This is a genomic window from Thermaerobacter nagasakiensis (assembly GCF_055396825.1).
This window is the reverse complement of record NZ_AP043740.1, coordinates 2020716-2041933: the sequence shown is the minus strand read 5'-3', so window position 1 is coordinate 2041933 and position 21218 is coordinate 2020716. Positions and strand designations below refer to the sequence as shown.

At 74.2% G+C, this 21218-nt stretch carries 16 protein-coding genes; 11 read left to right on the top strand and 5 right to left on the bottom strand.

The window, feature by feature from the left end:
- Positions 1-86 precede the first annotated feature (86 nt).
- From ACZ5T9_RS08690 to comA, 3 genes are read right to left on the bottom strand one after another with little or no spacing between them, the layout of a single operon-like run.
- Positions 87-230 (bottom strand): hypothetical protein, encoded by a 144-nt coding sequence (locus ACZ5T9_RS08690; protein WP_158556088.1) that lies wholly within the window; start codon positions 228-230, stop codon positions 87-89.
- 1 nt (position 231) lies between these two features.
- On the bottom strand, positions 232-1260 hold the full coding sequence (locus ACZ5T9_RS08685; protein ID WP_464832662.1) for a hydroxyacid dehydrogenase: 1029 nt from the start codon (positions 1258-1260) through the stop codon (positions 232-234).
- Positions 1261-1265: 5 nt separating this feature from the next.
- The gene (comA, locus tag ACZ5T9_RS08680) at positions 1266-2099 is read right to left on the bottom strand and encodes a phosphosulfolactate synthase (RefSeq protein WP_464832660.1); all 834 of its coding nucleotides are present in this window, start codon (positions 2097-2099) and stop codon (positions 1266-1268) included.
- 168 nt (positions 2100-2267) lie between these two features.
- Here comA and ACZ5T9_RS08675 point away from each other — a divergent pair, with 168 nt between their 5' ends.
- The 9 genes from ACZ5T9_RS08675 (at position 2268) to ACZ5T9_RS08635 (ending at position 14056) form a co-directional block, all read left to right on the top strand.
- Positions 2268-3110 carry an SDH family Clp fold serine proteinase gene (locus ACZ5T9_RS08675; RefSeq protein ID WP_464832659.1) on the top strand — a complete coding sequence of 281 codons (843 nt, stop codon included), beginning with the start codon at positions 2268-2270 and terminating at the stop codon, positions 3108-3110.
- A gap of 78 nt (positions 3111-3188) precedes the next feature.
- Positions 3189-4727 carry a glycosyl hydrolase family 18 protein gene (locus tag ACZ5T9_RS08670; protein WP_464832657.1) on the top strand — a complete coding sequence of 513 codons (1539 nt, stop codon included), beginning with the start codon at positions 3189-3191 and terminating at the stop codon, positions 4725-4727.
- A 222-nt stretch (positions 4728-4949) separates the two neighbouring features.
- On the top strand, positions 4950-6089 hold the full coding sequence (locus tag ACZ5T9_RS08665) for an acyl-CoA dehydrogenase (RefSeq protein WP_464834420.1): 1140 nt from the start codon (positions 4950-4952) through the stop codon (positions 6087-6089).
- Positions 6090-6176: 87 nt separating this feature from the next.
- Positions 6177-7127 (top strand): hydroxymethylglutaryl-CoA lyase, encoded by a 951-nt coding sequence (locus tag ACZ5T9_RS08660; RefSeq protein WP_464832656.1) that lies wholly within the window; start codon positions 6177-6179, stop codon positions 7125-7127.
- 98 nt (positions 7128-7225) lie between these two features.
- Complete coding sequence (locus ACZ5T9_RS08655) at positions 7226-8503, top strand: D-alanyl-D-alanine carboxypeptidase family protein (RefSeq protein ID WP_464832655.1); 1278 nt, start codon at positions 7226-7228, stop codon at positions 8501-8503.
- Between the two features lie 78 nt (positions 8504-8581).
- The gene (gene asnS / locus ACZ5T9_RS08650) at positions 8582-9880 is read left to right on the top strand and encodes an asparagine--tRNA ligase (protein WP_464832654.1); all 1299 of its coding nucleotides are present in this window, start codon (positions 8582-8584) and stop codon (positions 9878-9880) included.
- A gap of 197 nt (positions 9881-10077) precedes the next feature.
- Positions 10078-11370, top strand: coding sequence for a helix-turn-helix domain-containing protein (locus ACZ5T9_RS08645; protein WP_464832653.1), 1293 nt, complete (start codon positions 10078-10080; stop codon positions 11368-11370).
- Positions 11371-11532: 162 nt separating this feature from the next.
- The gene (locus ACZ5T9_RS08640) at positions 11533-13134 is read left to right on the top strand and encodes a D-alanyl-D-alanine carboxypeptidase family protein (protein ID WP_464832652.1); all 1602 of its coding nucleotides are present in this window, start codon (positions 11533-11535) and stop codon (positions 13132-13134) included.
- 73 nt (positions 13135-13207) lie between these two features.
- Complete coding sequence (locus ACZ5T9_RS08635; protein WP_464832651.1) at positions 13208-14056, top strand: polysaccharide deacetylase family protein; 849 nt, start codon at positions 13208-13210, stop codon at positions 14054-14056.
- Positions 14057-14078: 22 nt separating this feature from the next.
- Here ACZ5T9_RS08635 and ACZ5T9_RS08630 read toward each other — a convergent pair whose 3' ends face one another.
- On the bottom strand, positions 14079-15779 hold the full coding sequence (locus ACZ5T9_RS08630; protein WP_464832650.1) for a ribonuclease H-like domain-containing protein: 1701 nt from the start codon (positions 15777-15779) through the stop codon (positions 14079-14081).
- Positions 15776-18043 (bottom strand): DEAD/DEAH box helicase, encoded by a 2268-nt coding sequence (locus ACZ5T9_RS08625; RefSeq protein WP_464832649.1) that lies wholly within the window; start codon positions 18041-18043, stop codon positions 15776-15778. Before ACZ5T9_RS08625 ends, ACZ5T9_RS08630 begins: the two co-directional genes overlap by 4 nt.
- A 201-nt stretch (positions 18044-18244) precedes the next feature.
- Between ACZ5T9_RS08625 and bshC the strand changes: the two genes are divergently transcribed.
- Both bshC and ACZ5T9_RS08615 read left to right on the top strand, forming a co-directional pair.
- Complete coding sequence (gene bshC, locus ACZ5T9_RS08620; protein ID WP_464832647.1) at positions 18245-20161, top strand: bacillithiol biosynthesis cysteine-adding enzyme BshC; 1917 nt, start codon at positions 18245-18247, stop codon at positions 20159-20161.
- A complete protein-coding gene (locus ACZ5T9_RS08615; RefSeq protein ID WP_464832646.1) occupies positions 20158-20859 on the top strand; it encodes an IMPACT family protein in 702 nt (233 codons plus the stop codon). The genes bshC and ACZ5T9_RS08615 overlap by 4 nt, the downstream gene beginning before the upstream one ends.
- Positions 20860-21218: the final 359 nt, after the last annotated feature.

The window sequence follows — 21218 nt, the reverse complement described above, 5'->3', positions numbered from 1 at the left end:
CACCGCTCCCCGCACCCGAAGGGAAAGGGCCAGGGGCGGAGCGCCGGGCTCCGCCCCTGTTGCGGCCGCTGCGCGGGAACCGCTTCTCACCATGAGCGCCGGGGTGGCCGGGTCACGCTCCACAGCCAGTAGCCGACGAACAGCACGAACCCCCACGGCAGAATCCAGTTGCTCAGGATCGAAAGCAGGGTGACCATGGCGGGCCTCCCGTCTTCAGGGTTCGCCCCCATTCTAGCCTTGCGGCGGCCCCTGCCGCAACGCACCCGCGGTGGCCGGCAGGAAGGCCGGCTGCAGCGGCGGGAGGCCGCGCAGCACGCGCAGCACGTCTTCGGCCACCGAACGGGCGATGCGCTCCTGGGCCTGGACGGTCAACCCTGCCACGTGGGGTGTCAACACCACGTTGGGCAGTTCCCGCAGGGGATCACAGGGACCCGGTGGCTCCAGGGCCCTCACGTCCAGGGCCGCCCCGGCCAGATGGCCGCTGCGCAGCAGGTCCGCCAGGGCCGCCTCGTCCACCACGCCGCCCCGGCCGGTGACCACCAGCCGGGCTCCCGGCTTGAGGGACGCCAGCAGGGACCGGTCCAGCAGGCCCCGGGTGCCGGCGCGCAGCGGCAGGAGGACGACCAGGTAATCGGACCAGGCCAGCAGGTCCTCCAGGGGCCGCCAGTGGATGCCCAGCTCTCGCCATTCGGGATCCTCGGGCCCCCGCCGGGGGTGAAAGGTGGCCACGGCCCCCACCAGGGGCCGGAGCAGGGGCACCAGGGCCCGGCCGATCCGGCCAAGGCCCAGGATGCCGACCCGGGTCCCGGCCAGCTCGTCCCCCAGCAGGGACTGGCGGGCCCAGCGGCCCGAGGCTCCCATGGCCGCGGCGGCAGGCAGCCGCCGGGCCAGGGCCAGCATCTGGGCCAGGACGAACTCGGCCACGGCCCGGGCGTTGCCGCCGGGGGCGTAGACCACCGTCACCCCATGGCGCGCCGCCGCCTCGCCGTCAATGTTGTCCAGGCCCGCACCCAGGCGCCCCACCACCCGCAAGCGTGGTGCGGCCTCGAGCAGCGCGTCGTCGACCCGGAGCTGGTTGCGGACCACCAGGCCGGTGGCGTGCGGCAGCAGGCGCAGCAGGCGCGCCGGGTCGCGGGCCAGCCCAGGGTCGTAGACCACCCGGCACCCTGCCTGCTGGAGGATCTCCACCGCCGACCCGGGACAGAACTCGGCCACCACCACCGGTCCCGCCAGGGGTTCCGGCACCGGCACGCTGGCCACGGCTCTCACCCCTGGGGAAACCGGACGGAGCGCAGGTCGGGCCGCCCGAGCAGGGCGGCGCGCAGGGTGTCGCCGCGCAGGCCGTGGCGCAAGGCCTCCAGGGCCAGGACGTCCGCAGGCTGCACGTTGCCCAGGTTGACGCCGGGCCCGAAGCGCAGGATCAGGTCCTGTTGCTGGTGGACCTGCGGCGCCTCGAAGACCAGCACGTAGGGGTCGGGCAGCCCGCGCACCAGGGCCTCCAGTTCGTCTTCATCCACCCGGCCCTGCGCGTCGTAGATCACGATGCCCTTGCCCGACTCCCGTGCCTCCACGATGACCTTCTCCACCCCCGCCTCCAGGTCGTCCAGCACCTGCTGGTGCAGGCGCAGGGTGGAGACCCGATCGGCGGGATGCTTCTTGCCGACCTCGCTCACCACCCCCAGGCCCTCCGCCAGCAGGGCGCGGATCAAGTCGCGGCGCACCTCTGGGGCGATGTCCACCGTGCCGTCGGACACCTCCACGTGGGTGAAGCCCACCTCCCGCACGGCCTCGAGAAAGGCCCGGAAGCGTCCCTGCACCAGGGCCACCTCCAGGAACGTGCCGCCCGGGTAGACGGCGATGCCGGCCGCGCGGATCCGTTCCACCTTGGCCTTGAGCACCGCCGGGGGGTAGCAGGCGGGGGTGCCGAAGGCCAGCTTCCAGTAATCGATGCAGTGCCCGGCCACTTCGATGAGATCCGCCGTCGCGCGGGGCCCCAGCCCCTTGTCGAGGATCATGGTCAAACCGCGCCGGCGGGGCTTGGGAGGGCGTCCCGCCAGGGGCGGCGAGACCACGCCGTTCCAGGGCGCAGGCAAGCTCATGGGTTTTCCTCCTCCGCCGCCCGGGCCGGTGTCCCGGACGGCCACGGCCTTTGCCACGCCCATCCTATGGCGGCGCCGGCCGCGCCGTGACGCCGCCCGGCCGTTAGAACGGGGCCGCCCCGCACACACTACTGCCGGCGGGCCCAGGGGCGGCCGGCCGGTGAACCGATGGACGTCAACCTGGGGGCACTGTTCAGCAACCTGTTCTGGTTCGTCCTGATCCTCTGGTCCCTGCTGCCCCTGCTGCGGCAACGGCGCATTGCCGACCGCCGCCTGCAGGTGATCCGCCAGCTGGAACGGGAGCGGGGCTCGCGGGTCATCACCCTGATCCACCGCCAGGAGTCCCTGAGCCTTCTCGGCATCCCCCTGACCCGGTACATCACCGTCGACGATTCGGAGCAGGTTCTGCGGGCCATCCGCTACACGCCGCCCAACATGCCCATCGACCTCATCGTCCACACGCCGGGCGGCCTGGTGCTGGCGGCCGAGCAGATCGCCGAGGCCATCCGGCGGCATCGGGGCCGGGTGACCGTGATGGTGCCCCACTACGCCATGAGCGGCGGCACCCTGATCGCCCTGGCGGCGGACGCCATCTGGATGGACGAGAACGCCGTGCTGGGTCCCGTGGACCCCCAGCTGGGCGGCTACCCCGCGGCCAGCATCCTGGCCGCCATCCGCCAGAAGGGGCCCGAAAAGGTGGACGACAAGACCTTGATGCTGGGCGATCTGGCCGAAAAGGCCATCGCCCAGGTCCGCCAGACCGTCCAGCGGCTGCTTCAGGAGCGCCTGCCGGCCGAGGACGCGCGGCGCATCGCCGAAGCGCTGACGGAAGGCCGCTGGACCCACGACTTTCCTATCGGCTGCGACGAGCTGCGGGCGCTGGGGCTGGAGGTGCGCTGCGAGCTGCCGGACCTGGTCTACCGGTTGATGGAACTCTATCCCCAGCCCGACGGGCGGCGCCCTTCGGTCCAGTTCATCCCGGTGCCCTACGCCGAGCGGCCTACGCGGTAAGGATCGCCGGAGCCCGCAGCAGGGGTCCACCGCGGGAGGCGGCTGCGGGGGCCGGTTCAAAAGAGGGGAGGCGATGAGGTGAACAGCGAGGGACCGGAACACCGCCGCGGGCCGGAGCCGCACTCCGGGAGGGCAGGCCGTGCCGCCGGGCAAGGAAGCCAACCGGCCGCAGGGCCGGGTGCTCCGGCGGGCGAAACCGGCGCCGGGCAGCCCGGCTGGCCGGCAGTGGCCTTCGACCGCGGCGCGGCGGCCGGTGACGGTGGAGGTCCGGAGGGCCGGGAAGCGCCGGCAGGACACGCCCCCGTCCAGTGGGATGCCCCTGGCAGGCCGGACGGTGGCGACCAGGGGGGCGGCCCCGCAAAAGACGGGCCGTCCGGGGGTGGCGGTGCCGCCGGCCCCGGGGGCACGGGGCGCGGGGGCACGCCACCGGGCGGTGGCGGCGGCGACTGGGGCGGTGGCGGCGGGCGCGGCCGAGGCTGGTGGGCGAGCCTGGGCGGGTGGAACGGGATCTGGGACAAGCTGCGCACGGACCGGCGCTGGCAGGTGGGCGCCGTGGCGGCGGGCCTGTTCCTCCTGATCCTGGCGACCCTGCCGGGGGAGCCCGGACCCCAGGGGCAGCCGCCGCTGCGCAAGCCGGCGGGGGTGGCACGTCCCGAGGTGCTGGGCTTCTTCGAGAACGGGTGGTCCCCCGTCTTCGGCGATTCCTTCCCTTCAGTGAAGAAGCGGCCCGATCTCATCGACAGCATCAGCCCCTTCTGGTACTCCATCCGGTCCGACGGGAGCCTCTGGCCCCAGGAGATCCGCCAGGAGGTCATCGATTTTGCCAGGTCGCAAGACATCTTGCTGATCCCGCTGTTCAACCTGCTGCAGAGCGGGGGCAACGAGGCCGGGTTCCTGGTCGACCCGGCGGCCCGCTCCCGGGCCGTGCAGGCCATCGTGCGCGAGGTCCGGGAGCGGGGCTACGACGGCGTCAACATCGACTTCGAGCTGCTGCCGCCCGACGCGGAGCCTCTGATGTCGGACTTCATCCGGGAGCTGGACGCGGCGCTGCCGGAGGACAAGCGGCTGGACATCGCCGCCTTCCCCAAGGTGGACGTGGATCCCTCGGTGCACGGGGGGCACAACTGGCAGGTGTTTGCCCGCCACGCGGACCAGGTGATCCTCATGGCCTACGACCGCCACTACCTGGGCAGCCAGCCGGGTCCCGTGTCGCCGGCCGGCTGGGTCGAGGCCAACATCAAGGAGATGCTCAACGCCGGGATCGCAGGGAACAAGATCCTGCTCGGCGTGGGGGCCTACGGGTACGACTGGCCGGCCGGGGCCGGGCCCGGCAACGAGGCCAGTTCCACCCCCGTGCCCCTCTGGCAGGTCAAGCAGATCATCGACCGCCACGGCGTGCGGCCGCAGTGGGACCGGGAGAGCCAGAACCCCCACTTCACCTATACCGGCGAGGGGGGCCAGGCGCGCGAGATCTGGTACCTGGACGAGCGGGTGCTGGAGCAGCGTATCGATCTCGTCCGGAAGTACAGTCTGGGCGGCATCGCCATCTGGCGGTTGGGGTACGAGGACGACGCCTTCTGGAACGTGATCGAGCGGGCGTACGGCCCGCGCCGCTAGCGCCGTGGGGAGAAGCGCCGCCAGGAGGACACCGTCGCTTCCGGCCCTCCAGGCCCTGCCGTACCCGCCGCCCTCCGGCGCCGCAGGGCCCGGCCTCCCGCCCGGCGGCACCCCAGGACGGCAGGACACCCCCGGCCCTTTCCGAAAGTAGGTATCGAACGGGCACGCCGGCGGGCCTTCGGGCCCGCCCGGCGTGTTGCGATGCCCACGGGGGTGGCGCCGTTGGACTTCGAGCTGTCGGAGCAGCAGCGGCTGGTGCGGGAGATGGTCCGCGACTACGCGGCGCGGCGCATCGCGCCGGGGGCGGCGGAGCGCGACCGGACGGGGACCTTTCCGGCGGAGCAGTTCCGGGAGCTGGGCGAGCTGGGGGTTCTGGGCCTGCCCTTTCCCGAAGAGGTGGGCGGCTCCGGCGGTGACACCCTCTCCTTTGCCATCGCCGTCGAGGAGATCGCCCGGGCCTGTGCTTCCACGGCCCTGACGGTGGCGGCCCACGTCTCCCTGGGCTGCACGCCCCTCTACCTGTTCGGCAGCGAGGAGCTGAAGGCCCGCTGGCTGGCGCCGGCGCTGCGCGGCGAGAAGATCGCGGCCTTCGGGCTCACCGAACCGGAGGCCGGCTCCAACACGGCGGCCATCCGCACCCGGGCGCGGCAGGAAGGCGACCGGTGGGTCATCGAGGGCACCAAGATCTTCATCACCAACGGCAGCCATGCCGATTTCGTGGTGGTGGCGGCCGTCACCGACCCCGAGGCCGGGCGCGACGGCATCAGCAACATCCTGGTGCCGCGGGAGGCGCCGGGCTGGCGGGCGGTGCGCCGGTACGAGAAGCTGGGCCTGCACGCGTCCGACACGGCGGAGCTGGTCTTCGACGGTTGCCGCGTTCCCCTGGACCACTTGGTAGGGGAGCGGGGCAAGGGGCACCAGCAGTTCCTGCAAACCCTGGACGGCGGCCGCATCGGCATCGGCGCCCTGTCGGTGGGCATCGCCCAGGCTTGCCTGGACGCCGCCCTGGAGTACGCCCGCCATCGCCGCCAGTTCGGCCGGCCCATCAGCAAGTTCCAGGCCATCCAGTTCAAGCTGGCGGACATGGCGACCCAGCTGGAAGCCGCCCGCTGGCTGGTCTACCGCGCCGCCTGGCTGCGGGACCGGGGCCGTCCCTACCGGCGGGAGGCCGCCATGGCCAAGCTGTTCGCGTCCGAACTGGCGGTGCGGGCCGCCCTGGAGGCCATTCAGATCCACGGCGGTGCCGGCTACACCCGGGACTTTCCCGTGGAACGCTACCTGAGGGATGCGAAGCTGATGGAGATCGGCGAGGGCACGTCCGAGATCCAGCGCCTGGTCATCGCCCGGGAGCTGGGCTGCTAGGGCACCGGTAGGGAAGGGGCCCTGGCCGGGGCCTCCTGCCGGCAGGCGCGCCCTGTCCAGGAACTGCCGGGGAAGGGGAGGAACGGGATGGACTGGCCGGCGCAGGTGACCGTGCGGGAGGTGGGGCCCCGGGACGGCCTGCAGGCCGAGGCCCGGATCCTGTCCACGGAGGAAAAGGTCCGGCTGATCGATGCCCTGACGGAGGCCGGCTTCGGCCGCATCGAGGTGACGTCCTTCGTCCACCCGGGGGCCGTCCCCCAGCTGGCCGACGCCGAGGCGGTGCTGGCCCGCATCCGGCGCCGTCCCGGGGTGATCTACAGCGCCCTGGTGCCCAACCGGCGGGGTGCGGAGCGGGCCCTGGCCTGCGGCGTGGACGAGATCAGCCTCTTCGTCTCGGCCAGCGAGACCCACAACCGGCACAACGTCCGCCGTTCCATCGCCGAGTCCCTGGCCGGCTTCGTCCCGGTGGCGGAGCTGGCTGCGGCGGCGGGGGTGCGCCTCTCGGGCTACGTGGTGACAGCCTTTGGCTGCCCCTACGAGGGGGATGTGCCGGAAGAGCAGGTGGAGCGCATCGTGGGGGCGTACCGGGACCTGGGGGTGGCGGCCGTCTATCTGGGGGACACCACGGGGATGGCCAACCCGGCCCAGGTCGACCGCCTTTGCCGCCGGTTGAAGCAGCGCTTCCCCGATCTGGAGCTGGGGCTTCATTTCCACAACACCCGCGGTGCGGCGCTGGCCAACGTGGTGGCCGGGCTGCAGGCCGGCATCACCGTGTATGATGGGGCCGTCGGGGGCCTGGGCGGCTGCCCCTATGCGCCGGGGGCCACGGGCAACGTGGCCACCGAAGACCTGGTGCACATGCTGCACGAGATGGGGATCGCCACGGGGGTCGACCTGGATCGCCTGCTGGCGGCGGCCCGGCTGGCCCAGGAGCTGATGGGCCGGGAGCTGCCGGGATTCGTCCTCAAGGCCGGCAAGCGGAGCGATCTGGTGCGGTCGGTCCAGGCCCGCCAGGCGGCCCGGGAGGCGGAGGGGTAGCAGGGCGGCGCCGGCCGCCGAGGCCTGGCGCGGCGCTCCCCAGGGCTCCTGCGCGCCCTGGAACATCGCCGCGGGCAGAAGGAGGCGAAAGGGTTCCCATGGGGTTGGCTGAATCCCGGCGCGCCCGCCGGGGGCGGCTGTGGAGGGCCGCGGCCGGGGTGGTGATGCTGGCGGCGAGCGTGGCGACGGTGCTGGGAGCTGGGACGGGCTTCCCCGTAGCCTGGGCCCAGGCCGGTGCACCTCAAGGCAGCCCGCCTGCGACCGGTGCAGGCGGCGAGGGCGGTCTCGAGATCCAGGCCCGTTCCGCCCTGCTGGTGGACGCGACCACCGGCCAGGAACTTTTTGCCCAGAATGCGGACGAGCCCATCCCGCCGGCCAGCCTGGCCAAGATCATGACCCTGGATCTGGTGTTCCACGCCCTGGAACAGGGGCAGATCACGCTGGACCAGGAGGTGCCCGTCAGCGAGGCCGCCTGGCGGCTTTCGGTACAGGCCGGCCTGGGCGGGCCGTCGGCCATGTTCCTGGAGGTGGGGGAGCGGGTCCGCATCGAGGACCTGATCCGGGGCGTGGCCATCGCCTCGGGCAACGATGCCAGCACGGTGCTGGCGGAGGCGGTGGCGGGCAGCGAGGAGGCCTTCGTCCAGCGGATGAACCAGCACGCCGCCGAGCTCGGCATGAAGGACTCGGTGTTCAGCAACAGCCACGGCCTGCCGGGGGGCGAGCAGCACGTGACCGCGCGGGACATGGCGCGGCTGGCCCTGCATGTCCTCAAGGAGCATCCCGGCATCCTCAAGTACACCAGCATGAAGTATTTCGAGTGGAAGGACTTCGCTGCCCAGCCCAACTACAACCGGCTGCTCTTCCGCGACCCGCGGGTGGATGGCCTCAAGACCGGCCACCTGTCGGAGGCGGGGTATCACCTGGTGGCGACGGCCCGGGAGGGTGACCGGCGCCTGGTGTCAGTGGTCATGGGGGCGGCCAGCGACGCCTTGCGGGTCGGCGAGAGCCAGCGGCTCCTGGACTACGGGTTCCAGCAGTTCACCAACACCCGGGTGGCCTTTGGCGAGAACGGGCGGCAGGTGGTTCCGGTCTTCAAGGGCGCCCAGCCCCAGGTGACGGTGCAGCCGGCGGAGGACCCGGTGGTGACCGTGCCCAAGACGGCCGCCGGGGAGGTGCGCAGCCGGGTGGAGTTGAAGGAGCCCCTGGTGGCGCCTCTGGAGCGAGGGCAGCGGGTGGGGACCCTGACCATCGAGGATGCAGGGGGCCGGGTGCTGCGCCAGCTGCCCCTGGTGACGGCCGACGCCGTGCCCCGGGGCGGGTTCTTCCGGGTCTTGTGGGACAGCGTGCGCCTGCTCTTCCGCAACCTGTTCGGCTGAGAGCGGCGGTCCGGGCGGGGGCCGGGGCGAAGGGGCGCATGCGGAAAGCGGAAGCAGGGAGACGGTGAAGGCGGAGGGATGGTCGTGACGGTCACCGTGGCCCAGGTGGGCCGGTTGGAGGGCCAGGAGGTGGAACTGGCCGGCTGGGTGTACAACCGCCGGTCCAGCGGGCGTATCGCCTTTCTGTTGCTGCGCGACGGCACGGGCGTCATCCAGTGCGTGATCACCCGCGACAGGGCGGGAGAGCAGGGGCTGGAGACCTTCGCGTCCCTGACCCAGGAGTCGTCCTGCCGCGTGTGGGGCGTGGTGCGGGCCGACCGCCGGGCGCCGGGAGGGTACGAGCTGGACGTCACCCGCCTGGAGCCGGTGCACGTGGCGGAAGACTATCCCATCAAGCTCAAGGAACACGGCGTCGACTTCCTCATGGACCACCGCCACCTGTGGATCCGCACGCCGCGGCAGAATGCCGTCCTGCGGGTGCGGGCGGCGGTGATGCAGGCCGCGGCCGAAGTGCTGGCCGAGGAGGGGTTCGTCCGGGTCGATGCGCCCATCCTGACCCCCTCGGCGCCCGAGGGGACCACCAACCTGTTCGAAACCGACTACTTCGGCGAGAAGGCGTACCTCTCCCAGAGCGGCCAGCTCTACATGGAGGCGGCCTGCATGGCGCTGGGCAAGGTCTACTGCCTGGGCCCCACCTTCCGGGCCGAGCAGTCCAAGACGCGCCGGCACCTGCTGGAGTTCTGGATGCTGGAGCCCGAGGCCGCCTTCTTTACCCACGAAGACAACGTGGCGCTGCAGGAGCGGCTGGTGCGGGCGATCGTGCTGCGCGTGCTGGACCAGTGCGCGCGGGAACTGGAAACCCTGGGCCGTGACCCCGAGACCCTGCGCCGGGAGGTCGAAGCGCCTTTCGTCCGGATCAGCTACGACGACGCCCTGCGCATCCTGGACCGGCAGGGCCTGGGCCTGCCCTGGGGAGAGGACTTCGGCGCTCCCCATGAGACGGCGCTGAGCGAGCACTTCGGGCGGCCCGTATTCGTCGAACGGTTTCCCGCCCAGGTGAAGGCCTTCTACATGGAGCCCGATCCGGAGCGGCCGGAGGTGGCCCTCTGCGCCGACCTGCTGGCTCCGGAAGGCTACGGGGAGATCATCGGCGGCAGCCAGCGCATCAGCGACCTGGACCTGCTGCTGCGCCGCATCGACGAGCACGGCTTGAGCCGCCAGGCTCTGGCCTGGTACATCGACCTGCGCCGCTACGGCTCGGTTCCCCACTCCGGGTTTGGCCTGGGCATCGAGCGGACGGTGGCCTGGATCTGCGGCCTGGAGCACGTCCGGGAGGCCATTCCTTTCCCGCGCCTGCTCAACCGGCTCTATCCTTGACGGGATGGGGCCTTGAGGGGTCCGGGGGTCCGGGTGGCCCATGGGGCGGGGCGGCGGGCCCCGCCGCCGCCCCGCCCCGAGGCCCGCCGCGGCGGTGGAAGCGAGGAAGCGCTGGACGCCCGGGAGCCGGCGGGCCGCGCGTTGGGCGAGGCGGGCTCCATCGCGTCTCCGGCCGAATCCGGCCGGCGGCGGGGGGCGTGCGGGCGCGAGTTGACGGCGTTGCCAGCGTCGGACAGCGGGCGGCAGGGCACGGGGGTGAGGGAGTGACCCTGGAGGAGATCGGGCGGCAGCTGCGGGAGGCCCGGGAGCGCAAGGGGTTGACCCTGCACGATGTGCAGGTGGCCACCAAGATCCGGCGCAAGTACCTGGAGGCGCTGGAACGGGGGGACGATGCGGAGTTGCCCCCGGAGGTGTACACCCGCGGATTCATCCGGGCCTACGCCAGCCTGGTCGACCTGGACGGGATGGAACTGGCCCGGGCCTACAGCCGCTGGAAGCAGGCCCGGGGCACGGCCGGCGGCCAGGAAGGGGAGGCGGGTGGGCCGGCGCCTGCCTGGATGGCCGGAAGCCCGGGTGAAGGGGCCCAAGTCCCGGACCGCCCGGCGGATCCCGCCGAGGAACCCGGCGATCCCTCCGGCCGCATCCAGGAACGGGGCGAGGAAGGGCGGCGGTCCCCCGGGGCAGTGGACACCGGCGGCCGGCGGCGGCCTCCATTGCCTCCCGCCGCGCCCTCCCGGCGGCCTGTTGCCGATCCGCCCGAGGCCTGGGCCCCACCCCCGCTGGTGACGCCCGGGCCCCGGCGGAAGGCGGCGGCCGGGGGCCGCGGGCGGGGAAGGGGCACGGGTCCCCGGGCGCTGGCCACGGCATCCCGCGCACCGCGCCCGTGGGGGCGATGGCTGGCCGGCCTGGCGGCCCTGGCGGCCGTGGTGGCCGTGGTGCTCTACATGGCCGGTGCGCCCGACACGCCCGGGGGCCCCCGGCCGCCGGCAAGCCCTGGCCAGCCGGGCCAGGCTCCGGATGGCCAGGCGGCCGCCCCCGGCGGCGACGGCGGTGGGGCGGCGGCCCCGGGGGGCGGGGGGGCCGGGCCCCAGACCCCCGTGGAGCCGCCGGCGTCCCAGCCGCCCGCGCCCCAGGTCATGGTGCGGCGGGACGGGAACGACGTCTACTTCGCGATCCGCCTGGCGGAGCCGGGCGGCGGGGCCCCGCCGCCCGGGGGGGCCGGGTCCCCCGGCGCCGAACCGGCGGGGGAGAGGCCGCAGGTCACCCTGACGGCCCTGGACCGGGTCTGGGTGCGGGTGCGGGATGCCGGTGGCCAGGTGGTCTTCGAGCAGCTGATGCAGGCCGGGCAGCGCCACGCGGTGCCGCTGGGTGAGGGCCTGGTCATCCGGGTGGGGTATCCCCGGGGGCTGGCGCTGCACCTGGGCGACACGGAGCTGGATGTTCCCGACGAGCAGTCGCCGCTGAACCTGCACCTGGAGCCGGCCCCGTAAGAGCACCTGGCGGGGCAGGCCAACCACGGGCGGGTGCCCGCGGGGCGGTGGAACCACCGCCCCGGGCCAGGACGACGGGCGCGGGCGGGCGGCGACCGGTCTAGCCGGCTGCGGCTTGCCATACCCATGGGGCGGGAGCAACCCCCCGGGGAGGCAGGCACCGTGAGGCACGCCGGTGTTTCGTCGCCGCCCGGCTCGGACATCCCGGGCCCGATCCCTTCCGCACCTGTGGGGGCGGCCGGTGGGGCGCGCCGGCCGGCGATCCGGACCCCGCAGGGGCTGCGCCGCCGCCGGCCCGCGGCCGGGCTCCGGCGACCGGATGCCGGCCGGCCGGTGGTGCTGTGGCGGGGGCTGCGGGCGCTTCGGGTCCTCCTTACCCTGCTCACCCTGCTGCTGGTGGGAACCGTGTCCGCGCTGCCCGCGCCGGCCCGGGCCTCCGACCTGTGGCCGGGCCGGCCGGCCGTGGCTCCCGTGGAGCCCGAGCCGGCCCTGGGCGCCGTGGCTCCCGTGGAGCCCGAGCCGGCCCTGGGTGCCGTGGCTCCCGTGGAGCCCGAACCGGCCCTGGGCACCGTGGCGGGCGGGCCCGGGACGGCGATCGGGCCCGCCACCGTGCCGGCCGCGGGCGGGAGCGGGAGCCGGTCCCCCCGGCGGGCGGCGGTCGCGGACGCGCTGCAGGGGTCGCCCTCCCCGGTGCCGGAGGGCGTGGCACCCCTGTGGCGCGGCGTGGTGGCGCCACCGCCGTCCATCGACGCGGCGGCTGCCGTGCTGATGGATCAAGCCAGCGGCCAGGTCCTCTTCGCCCGCAACCCCCACCAGCGCCGGGCACCGGCCAGCACCACCAAGATCCTCACCGCCATCGTGGCCCTGGAGTTCGGCAACCTGGACGACGTGGTCACGGTCAGCGAGCACGCCGCCGCCACTGAAGGGTCGACCATGGACCTTGTGGCCGGCGAGCGGTACAGCCTGCGGGAACTCCTGTGGGGCTTGATGCTGGAGTCCGGTAACGACGCCGCGGTGGCCATTGCGGAGCACATCGCGGGCAGCGAGGCGGCCTTCGCCCGCCTGATGAACGAGACGGCCCTGCGCCTGGGCCTGCGGGACACCCACTTCACGAACCCCCACGGCCTTCACGACCCGGCCCACTTCACCTCCGCCTACGACCTGGCCGTGATGACGCGCTACGCCCTGGCCAACGACTACTTCGCCCGCCTGGTCTGCCAGCCCGAGAAGGTCCTCTGCCGCGGCGACGGTGACTGGGTCCGCATCCTCTCGTCGACCAACCGGCTGCTCTGGTATCACGAGTGGATCCGCGGGGTGAAGACCGGGACGACCGGCGCGGCCGGACCGTGCCTGGTCAGCTCGGGAGAGCTTGAGGGGCGCCGCCTGATCGCCGTCGTGCTGGATTCGGGGGATCGCTGGGCGGACAGCCGGGCCCTGCTTGAGTGGGGTTTTGACCAGTTCGCACCGGCCCAGGGCGGCCGCGCCGGCGACGGGGTGGGGCAGGTGGCCGTGGCGCGCGGGCGCCAGCCGGCGGTGGAAGCCCGCCTGGAGGGCGATCTGACGGCCCTGGTGCCGCCGGGCCTTGTGCCCCGGGTCCGGCGGGTCCTTGAGCTGGCCCGGCAGGTGGAAGCGCCCGTGGCGGCCGGGCAACGCCTGGGCACCGCGTCCCTGGTGCTCGACGGGGTGCCCCTGGCCCGTACCGCGGTGGTGGCGGCGGCCGGCGTGGATCCTGCACCGTGGTGGCGCCGCTGGTGGCCCTGGTAAGGCGGCGCCCGGGCCTGGAACGGAACCGCGGCCCGGGGCCGGAACGGAACCACGGTACGAGGGGGGACGCGGGGTGTTCATCACCCTGGGCCGTTCAGGCCGCACGTGGCTCCTTTTCCTGGCGGGTCTGGCGACGGTCCTCGGACTGGCGCGGCTTACCCTTCCCTGGGAACGGCCACCCCTTGACGGCATGGACGCGGGTCCGGGCCGGCCCGTGGCGGCACCCGCCGGCGGGGAGAGGGCGGCCCTCACCCGGGGCTCGGGGGAGGGACGGCAGGTGGCCCTCACCTTCGACGTGCTGGAGGGCGAGAGGGTGGTCCTGCAGGTGCTGGACACCCTGGCCTGGCGGCGCACCCCGGCGACCTTCTTCGTCACCGGGCTGTGGGCGCAGGGGCATCCCGACCTGGTGCGGCAGATGGTGGCGGCGGGTCACGAGGTGGCGCTGCGCGAGCCGCTCCGGCCCGGGGCGGCTCTGGAGGGCGGCCCGCCCGGTCCCGGCCCCGGCCGGAGGAGCGGCCGCCCGGGAGCGGGCGGCGCCGATCCGGGGCTGCAGGAAGAAGCGGCCCGGCTGGCCCGGCTCGCCGGGCAGCCCGTCCGCTACGTGCGACCGGCCCAGGTGGGGCTGCTGGAACCGGCCGGTGCCCCCGGCCCGGCCGGCGGGCCCGCCGGCCGGGCCCCGCAGGGGGTGCGGCCGGTGCTCTGGAGTCTTGACCTGCAGGACTGGATGAACCCCGGCACCGACTACATCGCCTACCGGGCCGGGCAGGCCCGCCCCGGCGACATCCTGCTGCTTCAGGCCAGCGACTTTGCCCGCCAGACGCCACGGGCGCTGCCCCGGGTCCTGGACCAGCTGGCCCAGCGAGGCCTCCGGCCGGTGACCCTGAGCACGCTGCTGGGGAAGGCCGGCCCGGCGGCGCCCTGAAGACCGGCCACAAGCGGGCCGCTCAGAGGGCCCGCGCCTGGTCCTGACCGCCGCCGGCCAGCTGCTGCCGCAGCCGCTCCAGCCGGTGACCCAGGGGGCCCGCGGGCAGGCCGGGGCGGGACGAGCCGGCTTGTCCCCGCCACAAGCGTTGCCGCCGTTGCCAGAGCCGCTCCGCCTGGGCCAGGTACCGGGCCGCCTGGGGGAGGTCCCGCAACCGCAGCCAGAGCTCCGCCAGGTCGACCCAGGGGTCCAGCGGAGCCAGCGGGTGTTGCGGGTCGCAGAGGGCGGCCAGCAGGGCCGCGGCCTCGGCCAGGCGGCGCTGGCGCCGGTAGAGGGGCACCAGCCGCCGCGCGACGGCCGTCACGGCCGCCCGGCCGGGGGCCAGGGCCAGGGCACGTTCGTACCAGGTCGTGGCCGTGGCCGCATCGATCCGCTCCCACTCCCGGCCTCCGGCCAGGGCCTCGTCCCACCGCTCCAGCGTGGCGGCTCCCACCGCGAGCCAGGCGCCGATCCAGGCGGCTAGACCCACCAGGGACAGCAGGTCCAGCCGGTTGTGCTGGAGGACGGGGGTGAGCAGGTCCACGGGGCCGCCGCCCCGCAAGAACTGGCCGTACCGCCCCGGAATCTCGGCCCCCGGGATGTCGCCCGTGCGGAGGAAGCCCAGCAGGCGGTGCTCCAGGGCCCGCAGGTTGACCCGGGATCCCGGGCCGGCCCACAGGCGGCGAGCGGGGTAGAGCAGGTCGAAGTGGGCCTTGAGGGGCGGAGCCGGGCGGCGGTGCCATTGCCACCGGGTCTCCAGCATGGGCCAGTCGAAACCCCGGCCGTTGAAGGTGACCAGCCAGGGCCGTTCCTCCACCCGGCGGGCCAGGGCAGCCAGCCATGCCGCTTCCGTCTCCGGCTCCAGGTCAGGGACCAGGTACTGCTCGAGGTAGAGAGCGTAACCGGCCGCGGCCGGGGTGCCGCCGGCGGGCACCGGGTCTGGGCGGCGGGGGGCCGCGGCGGCTGCCCCGGCCCGTCCTTCGGTGCCGGCCCGGTACGCCGCCGGCGAAGGTTCGCCGCCGTCCGCGGCGGCCGGGGCCGGACCAAACCAGGCCAGCCCGGCCAGGAAGGGCCTGTGGCCGGCGGCCACGGCAAGGCCCGTGGTCTCCAGGTCCAGGAACAGCAGCTGGCCGGGACCGGGAGGGGCGGCCTGGCGCCGCCCGGCGGGGCCCGCCACGGCGGCCAGCACCTCCAGGGACCGGCCAAGGTCCGCAAACCATGCCGCGGGATGACCGTGGCCGTGGCGGTGGTGGGCCGGGTACACCACCTGCCAGCGCCAGACCGTACCGTGCCCGCCCTCGATGGCCTGCAGGCCGGCCGCTTCGGGAGCGGGGCCGCCGGATCCAGGCGGAGGATCCGGCGCCTCCCGGCAGCTTGTCCTGCTGCCGTCCAGGTCCCTGGTGCGGCCGCCGGCCGGCGCCGCCGGACGGCCACCGGCGCCGGGATCGGCTGGCCCACTCCCGGCGGGGCGGCCGGCTTGCTGCGGGTCGCCCGTGCCGCCGGTCCCGGCCGGGCCGGCGGCACCGCCCCCATCGGCAGCCCGCCGCCCGCCGGCCGCGCCGCCTGCCGGCCCTTCCTCCGCGTCCGCTCCCTCTCCCGCGCCCGCGGGCGCAGCCTGGGGCTGGGCCTTCAGCACCAGCCGGCCCGCGGCCCGCAGGGCCCGCAACTGCTCCAGCCGGCTCACGGCCGCACCGCCTCCCCGGCCAGGCGGGCCAGCAGCCGGCGGGCCGCGGCCTTGGCGCCCGGCCCGCTCTCGGTCTCCGGCCCCACGCAGGCGGGGCAGCCTTCCTGGCAGGGGCAGGCGTCCACGGCCTCCAGGGCCGCTTGCCAGAGCAGGGGCAGGATGTCATACGCCTTGTCGGCCAGGCCGACCCCGCCGGGATAGCTGTCGTAGAGGAACAGGGTGGGGCGGCCGGTGAAGGGCGAGCGCAGCTGGGCCACGGTGCCCAGGTCGCGCCGGTCGCAGAGCAGGTAAAGGGGCGCCAGGTGACCCAGCAGGTGGGCGATGCCCTGCAGGCCGGCCTGCAGGGCGGCCGGATCCAGGCCGGCCGGTTCGTCCTCCAGGGCCAGCCAGCAGGCGGTGGTGTGCATCTCCAGCTCCGGCAGGTGGATCCGGCCCCAACCCACGTTCTCGTGGGTGAAGAGCTTGATCTTCTTGAACAGGGTGGCCCGGGCGATGACGGCCACCTCCCCCCGGGCGGCGGTCCCGCCGGGAGCCGGGCGGCTGGCGAAGGTGTCCAGCACCTTGAGGTCGACGGCCAGGTGGGCATCGGTGTAGTAGTCGACCTGGACGGGCCGGACGTAGGCCTTGTTTTCGGCGAAGTCCAGGCGCTCCACCTGGTACTGCTGCCCCTCGTGGATGTAGATGGCCTGCTCGTGGACCAGCAGCGGCGCCGAGAAGCGGTCGACCTCCCCGATGACCCGGGCTCCCCGGCTGGTGTCGATGATCACCACGTTTTCCTCCGCCGCCGAGCGCAGGCTGATCTCGTGGGCGGGGAAGGTGTCGCTGATCCAGTGCCAGCGGTCGCCCGCCCGGTGGACCAGTCCCTGCTCTTCCAGGAAGGTCAGGACGTCGTCCACGGGCTGGTCGCCGAAGCGTTCGCCCGCCCGGAAGGGCAGCTCGAAGGCCGCGCACTGGATGTGGCTGACCAGGATGTAGAGGTTGTCGGGATGGATGAACGCCGCCTCCACGGGCCGGTCCAGCAAAAAGCGCGGGTGGCGGGCGATGTACTGGTCCAGGGGGCTGGAGGAGGCCACCAGCACCGCCACCGCCCCGCCGTGCCGCCGGCCGGCGCGCCCCGCCTGCTGCCAGAAGCTGGCCACGCTGCCGGGGTAGCCCGCCAGGACCGCCGCCTGCAGGGACCCGATGTCGATACCCAGCTCCAGGGCGCTGGTGGCCACCACCCCCAGCACCTCCCCCGAGCGCAGCCCCCGCTCGATCTCCCGCCGCTGGTTGGGCAGATAGCCGCCGCGGTAGCCCCGCACCCGGTGGCCCTGCTCGCCCATGGCCCGGCGCAGGTAGGTGAGCAGCACCTCCACCGACAGCCGGCTGCGGGTGAACACGATGGTGGCGATGCCGTTCTTCAGAAACCGCTCGGCCCAGCGGCGCGCCTCCTGCAGCACGCTGCGCCGGATGCCCAGCTGGGCGTTGACCACCGGCGGGTTGTACACGATCACGTGCCGCTCCCCGCGGGGGGCGCCGCTTTCGCCGATCACCCGCACGGGCCGCCCCAAGAGCCGGGTGGCGTGGTCGCCGGGGTTCCCGATGGTGGCCGAGCAGGCGATGATCCGCGGCCGGGATCCGTAGAAGGCGCAGACGCGGAAGAGCCGGCGCAGGACGTTGGCCACGTGGCTGCCGAACACGCCGCGGTAATGGTGGAGCTCGTCCACCACCACGTACTCCAGGTTCTCAAAGAGGTTGACCCAGCGTGTATGGTAAGGAAGGATGCCCGCGTGCAGCATGTCCGGGTTGGTGATCACCACCTGCCCCGCAGCCCGGATGGCGCGCCGCGCCGCTTCGGGCGTGTCGCCGTCGTAGGTGTAGGCCTTGAGGTCGAGGCCCAGCTGGTCGATGGCCTCCTGCAGGGCCGCATACTGGTCCTGGGCCAGGGCCTTGGTGGGGAACAGGAACAGCGCCCGGGCCGACGGCCGTTCCAGCATGCGCTGGAGCACGGGCAGGGTGTAGCACAGGGTCTTGCCGGAGGCGGTGGGCGTCACCACGACCACGTCCTCGCCGGCCAGGCTGGCGGCGACGGCTTCTGCCTGGTGGCTGTAGAGCTGTGCGATGCCGCGCCGGTCCAGCCAGTCCACCAGCCGCGGGTCCAGGGCCTCCGGCGGCGGTGCGAAGCGGCCCGGGCAGGCCGGTTCCACCTCCCAGGCCTGGATCCCCGCGACCCAGGCGGGGTCGGTGCGCAGCTGGTCCAGCACCTGGCTCAGGTTCAAGGGCACGGAGGCCACCTCCAGCGAATATCCGTTCGCTGCCGGGAGCGCCTTCCCTGCCGCCGTGGCGCCCAGGGCACCCCGCAGCCGGCCCCCGGGGCCGGTCACGGCCGGCGGGCAGGCTTCCCCCCGCCCCCGGCGAAGAAGGGGAAGGCGGCCCCCCAAGACCGGCGGGGGCGACCAATGTTGACGAGGGGAAGGGACCGGCCGGTGCAGATTCAGCCCCTGGAACAGCTGGAATGGGTATATCCCGATTTCTTCGTTCATTATCAGCGGGATTTCGAGCGGGTTCGTCCCTTCTTTCACTACAACCCCCAGGACGAGTCGGCCTTCGCCCGCCGGGCCCAGGTCCTGGAGCGGCTTCCCCACCGGCCGCCTCGGGAGGCGGTGGCCCAGGCGCTGGCGGCCTACAACGCGGCCCTGGATGCGGAAGAACCGGCCCTCGAGGCCGCCCGCCGGCTGGCCGATCCGCGGGCCCTGGTGGTGGTGGGGGGCCAGCAGCCGGGCCTGGCCACGGGGCCGCTTTACACGGTGTACAAGGCGCTGGGCATCATCCGGTGGGCGCAACGGCTGGCCGGCGCCCTCAACCGGCCGGTGGTCCCCGTGTTCTGGCTGGCCACCGAGGACCACGACCTGGCCGAGTGCAACCAGCTCCACATGCTGGACGACCGCGGCCGGCTCCACCGGCTGGCGCTGCCCTTTCCGGCCGCCCGCGCCGGCGGCCAGCCGCCGGTAGGCACCCTGCCGCTGGTGCCGGCCGCCCGCGCCCTGATCGCGGAGATGGCACGCCTGGCGGGCGTTCCCGCGGGCCACCCGGTGGTCCAGGTGCTGGAAGACGCGCGCCAGCGCTCGCAGAACCTGGGCCAGTGGGTGGGCCGCCTGCTGGCGCGCCTGTTCTCCCGGGACGGGCTGGTGATCCTGGATCCCATGGATCCGGTCCTGCGGCGCCTGAGCCGGCCCCTGTTCCAGCGCGCGGTGGTGCGGCGGGAGGCGATCCACCGGGAGCTGGCGGCGGCAGCCCAGCGGCTCCAGCGGCGGGGCTACCGGCCCGGTCTGGACGTGGATCCCGCCCATGCCAACCTGTTCTACTTCGATGGGCGGCGCCGGGCCGCCCTGCTCTGGCAGGACGGCCGCTTCGCCGACCGGCACGGCCGGCTGGCCTTCAGCCCGGCGGACCTGGCGCGGGAACTGGAGCGCCGGCCCGAGGCCTTCAGCCCCAACGTGGTGCTGCGTCCCCTGGTGCAGGACTGGCTCCTGCCGGTGGTGGGCTTCGTGGTCGGACCCGGCGAGGCGCTCTACCTGGCCCAGCTGCGCGATGTCTACCCCCTGTTCGGCCTGGAGATGCCGGTGGTGCTGCCCCGGCCCGGCTTCACCCTGGTCGAGCCGGCGGCGGTGGAACGGCTGGGACGGTACCGGGCCACCGTGGGCGAGGTGCTGGCCGATCCGGCGGGCCTGCGCCGGCGGGTGCTGCAGGAGCTGGATCCGGTGGGCATCGACCACCGGTTCGCCTCCCTCAGGCAACAATTCAAGGACCTCTACGCCGCCCTGCTGGACGATCTGGAGCGGGTGCGGCCCGAGCTGCGCTCCCTGGGCCAGGACAACCTGGGCCGGATCCTGATGCAGGTCGACTACCTGCACCGCAAGACCTGGCAACATCACCGGCGGCGCCAGCGGGAGGCGGGCCGCGACCTGGACTGGCTGGAGGGCAGCCTGCGCCCTGCCGGCCAGCCCCAGGAGAGGGTGCACAACGTCTTCCCCTATCTGATGCGCTACGGCGAGCGCTGGCTGCGATCCCTCCTGCGGGCGCCCTGGCCGGGAGGGCACCAGCTGGTGTTCCTCGATCCCCCCGGGGACGAACCCGGCACCCTGCCGGCGATCCCTGCGTCGGCCCATGCTCCGGGCATGCCGCCGGAACGGGCAGCGGGCGCAGGCCGTCACGCCGGCGCGCCGGACGCCGGCTGCATCGACGCCTCCGGCGCGGGCCGCATCGGCGCTTCCGGCGCCGGTCGTACCGCCAGCCCGGTGCCAGCCGCCCCCCGGGCATGGGCGGCGGAAGGCAGCCCTGCCGCCGGCCGGGAGCCGGGTGCAGCGCCGGCACCGGGACCGGCAGGGGGCTCCGGGCGGTGACAGGGCGCGGGGCGGCGGTGCCGGGCCCGGGCGGCACGCCCACCTGGCCGGCCACGGCGGCGGATCCGCCCGCCTTCCGCTCGGTGACCCGGGAGGCCGAGGTGGAGCTGGAGATCCGGCGCTCCCGGTTCATCGCCCGGGTGGCCCCGGTGGCGGGCCGGGAAGGGGCCGAGGCCTGGCTGGAAGAGGTTCGGGCCCGTCACCCCCGGGCAACCCACAACGTGCCCGCCTTCATCGCGGGGTTCCGGGGCGAGTGGCGGTGGTGCAGCGACGCCGGTGAGCCTTCCGGCACCGCCGGCCGTCCCGTGCTGGATGTCCTGGAGCGGGCGGGCCTGGTCCAGGTGGCCGTGCTCGTCACCCGCTACTTCGGCGGGGTGAAGCTGGGGGCTGCAGGGCTGGTGCGGGCCTATGCCGGTGCCTGCGCCGCCGCCGTCCAGGCGGCCGGGCCCGTCACCTACCGGCGGGGCCGGCGCGGGCGGTTGGAATTGCCTTATGCGGCCTACGGCCCGGTCCGGGCCTGGCTGGAGGAACAGGCCATCGCCATCCTCGACGAGTCCTTCGGCACCGGCGTCTCCCTGGACTTGTGGGTGCCGGAGGATCTGGAGGCCCAGGTTCCCGCCCAGGCGCGGGAACGGTCTGCCGGACAGGCCTCCTGGCAGCCCGGGCCGTGGGAGTACCGTGCGGTCGAACCCGCGTAGGGCGGCTCCGCGGGGGGCAGGGTGTCGCCGGTCCGGGACCGCCGCAGGTGCCCCTAGGGGGAGGTCGCCTACCGTCCCCGCCGGGCGTCCGCTGCGGCACCCGCCGGGCACGGGCCCGAGCACCCCCGCGACACCCGCCGCCCCAGGCATGCCCTCTGCCGATGTCGGACCCAGGAGCCCGCACCCGATGCCCCCGACGCCACGCAGCCCGTCGCCCTGCATGGCGGCAGGGTGGCAGGCGGTCCCGGTGATGCCGGAGTTTGTGCCGGCCGCCGCGGCGCCGGCCACCGGGCCAGGCGCCCCACAGGTGGTATAATGGAACCTGCCTGTTGACGGTTTGTTGACCTCTCTTCGTGCCT